Genomic DNA, 2,030 nt, shown 5'->3' with positions numbered 1-2,030 from the left:
GCGGGGGAGAGGGCGGCGATGCGCTCGCCCTGGACGGCCAGGCGGCCGCCGTCGACGACCCCGCCGGGCAGGACGAGCCGGGCGCCGGACAGGGCGAGATGATCGATGACGGTCACGCGCATCTCCCACACTGCTCACAACTGTTCATGGATCCCAAACTACAAGCAACTGTGAGCAGCGCATAGCCGCTTGCGGCGCCGACCGTGGCCTTCCCCGCTCCGGGGTTTCGGCCAAATGCGGGGCTGCTTCGCGACGGTGGCCCGGAATCGGAGCTCCCGGGCCACCGTCCGGAGGGAGGGTGCTGAGCCACAGGGCTGCGCCCGTGGGGGCGAGTGCCCGCACAGCAGACACAGGGGGTCTTCAACGATGGCTGCTCTGAGCTACGAACTCCTCACCGATCCGGCCCCGCTCCAGGTGCCGGAGGCGGGCGAGGAGCCCAACGGATCGGTCTACCTCGTCGTCTCCAACCCGACCCCGGACGAGGTGATCTGGTACTCCATCGAGCTGCGGGTGCCCTGCGGCCAGCGGGAGGGGGACCTGACCGCGCACCCGAAGTCGATCAACGCCCGGATCGCCCAGAACAACGCGACCCGGGCGGGGGAGGACCCGACGTCGGTCTGGGACGACGGCAACGGCGTGCTGACCGTCACTCCCCGCCCCAACTCGCTCTTCCGGGAAGCCGGTTCACTCGTCCTGGTGCTGGACGGCTTCCCGGTCTCGGACAAGCCGGGGCTGGTCCTGCTCCAGGTGACGGAGCGGGCGGCGAACTGCTCCAGGGCGCAGCGCAACCCGGTGACCCTGGGCCTGGTGAAGCAACTGCCCAAGGTGCCGCGCAACTTCCGCCCGCAGGAGTCCCTGGTGGCGGGTGGCGCGGACGTCGTCCTGCGCTGGGACGGCCCGGCGAACCTGGAGTACCGGATCCAGGGCCCGGACGGCCTCTCGGTGCCCGTCCCGCAGCGGACCGGGGCGGGCTGGGAGTGGGCGCCGAAGGCGGGCGAGGAGCCGAAGCGGGACGCCACGTACACCCTGACGGCCACCCTCCCGGGGCGCGCGCAGCCGGGGTACTTCCTCACCACCACCGTGCACCTGCGCAGCCCCGAGTTCGAGGCGGTGACCGCGACGGCCGGGGTGCACACCCCGTGGGTCCGGGGCACGACGACGGCGCGCGGGCGGATCACCTTCACCGGGCAGGGCGCCCAGATCCGCGACGAGGCCGATGCGCTGGGCACCCTGGCGGCCGCCGGGGTGGAGGCCGTGACGGTGGAGGCACGGCAGGTGGACGCCGTGGAGCTGCGGGCCGCGGAGGCGGCGATCGGCACGGTCACCGCCGGGTCGGTCCGGGGCCACGACGACGACGCCGGGCGGATCGAGTTCCCGCCCGGCGGGATCAGGGTCGGCCACGGCAGCGGCGGCGACCTCGGGATCGTCACGGTGGAGACGGTCAGCGCGGCCGGGATCAACACCGGCTGGGTGGGGGACCGTGCCGGGGCCAAGGGCTGGCTGGAGTTCCCGCAGTCCGGGGTGGAGGTCCGCAAGGACGGCGGCACGGACTGGGGGACCGTCACCGCCGGCGAGGCGGACCTCAACGACCTGGTCACCCGCCGTGCCCAGGTCAGGGAACGCCTCACCCTCCAGGGCGGGTTGACCGTCGACAACGTGCTGGAGACCCAGGACGGCCCGCCGCGGTTGATCGTCCACGGCGGCCTGGAGGCCGAGGGCGACCTGAACGCCTGGCGCACGCTCACGGTCGCCGGGGACCTCAGCACCAAGGCGATGCTGCGGGTCCAGGGCGAGTCGCGCTTCCAGGGCAAGGTGAACGCCAACGGGCACCTGTCGGTCCGCAACGGACAGGAGTGGATCGTGCACACCAATGACGGGCAGGTCTCGGTCAAGGGCGACCTGCGGGTCCACGGGGCGTTCCGCGCTGACAGCTGACAGCTGACAGCTGACAGCTGACAGCTGACGGCGGCCGCGGGGGGGGGGGCCCGCCCCGAGGACCCCCCCGCCCCCCGCACCCTATAGTTCCGGGG

1 protein-coding gene is annotated in these 2,030 nt (G+C 73.0%); it reads left to right on the top strand.

From position 1 onward, the window contains the following. Positions 1-366 precede the first annotated feature (366 nt). Complete coding sequence (locus tag ACFWXO_RS45385) at positions 367-1,935, top strand: hypothetical protein (protein ID WP_380533129.1); 1,569 nt, start codon at positions 367-369, stop codon at positions 1,933-1,935. Positions 1,936-2,030: the final 95 nt, after the last annotated feature.

Origin of the sequence: Kitasatospora sp. NPDC059088, assembly GCF_042738155.1 — a bacterium.
GTDB lineage: Bacteria > Actinomycetota > Actinomycetes > Streptomycetales > Streptomycetaceae > Kitasatospora.
Note: the sequence above shows the minus strand (reverse complement) of the source record. Positions and strands in the feature narration are given on the sequence as shown.